1 protein-coding gene is annotated in these 1,188 nt (G+C 60.5%); it reads left to right on the top strand.

What is annotated here, in order from left to right:
* Position 1 precedes the first annotated feature (1 nt).
* Positions 2-1,188, top strand: a 1,187-nt coding sequence (gene tuf / locus GOQ25_RS18105) for an elongation factor Tu (protein ID WP_160351880.1), incomplete at its 3' end; no start/stop codon positions are given.

The following is a 1,188-nucleotide window of genomic DNA, read 5'->3' as shown; positions in this document are numbered from 1 at the left end:
CATGGCAAAAGGCAAGTTTGAACGTACCAAGCCGCACGTGAACGTGGGTACGATTGGTCACGTTGACCACGGCAAAACCACGTTGACGGCAGCCATCACGACGGTGCTGTCGAAGCAATTCGGCGGCGAAGCTCGCGGCTACGACCAGATCGACGCGGCCCCGGAAGAGAAGGCTCGTGGTATCACGATCAACACCGCACACGTGGAATACGAAACGGCGAATCGCCACTACGCCCACGTTGACTGCCCGGGCCACGCTGACTATGTGAAGAACATGATCACGGGCGCGGCGCAAATGGACGGCGCGATCCTGGTTTGCTCGGCCGCTGACGGTCCGATGCCGCAAACGCGTGAGCACATTCTGCTGAGCCGTCAGGTTGGCGTGCCGTACATCATCGTGTTCCTGAACAAGGCCGACATGGTTGATGACGCCGAGCTGCTCGAGCTGGTGGAAATGGAAGTTCGCGAACTGCTGTCGAAGTACGACTTCCCGGGCGACGACACCCCGATCATCAAGGGTTCGGCCAAGCTGGCCCTCGAAGGCGACCAGGGCGAGCTGGGCGAGAAGGCGATTCTGGCTCTGGCCGAAGCGCTGGACTCCTACATCCCGACGCCTGAGCGTGCTGTTGACGGCGCGTTCCTGATGCCGGTCGAAGACGTGTTCTCGATCTCGGGTCGTGGTACGGTGGTGACGGGTCGCGTCGAGCGCGGCATCATCAAAGTCGGCGAAGAAATCGAAATCGTTGGTATCAAGCCGACGGTCAAGACGACCTGCACGGGCGTGGAAATGTTCCGCAAGCTGCTCGACCAAGGTCAAGCTGGCGACAACGTGGGTATTCTGCTGCGCGGCACCAAGCGTGAAGACGTCGAGCGTGGTCAAGTTCTGGCCAAGCCTGGTTCGATCACCCCGCACACCGAGTTCACCGCCGAGGTGTACATTCTGTCCAAGGAAGAAGGTGGCCGTCACACGCCGTTCTTCAACGGCTATCGTCCGCAGTTCTACTTCCGTACGACGGACGTGACCGGCTCGATCGAGCTGCCCAAGGACAAGGAAATGGTTCTGCCGGGCGACAACGTGTCGATGAGCGTCAAGCTGTTGGCTCCGATCGCCATGGAAGAAGGTCTGCGTTTCGCCATCCGTGAAGGCGGTCGTACCGTCGGCGCCGGCGTCGTCGCTAAGATCATCGC

This window comes from Bordetella sp. 15P40C-2, from assembly GCF_009763235.1.
Classification (GTDB): Bacteria; Pseudomonadota; Gammaproteobacteria; order Burkholderiales; family Burkholderiaceae_B; genus Bordetella_A.
This window is presented reverse-complemented; position numbering and strand designations above follow the sequence as displayed.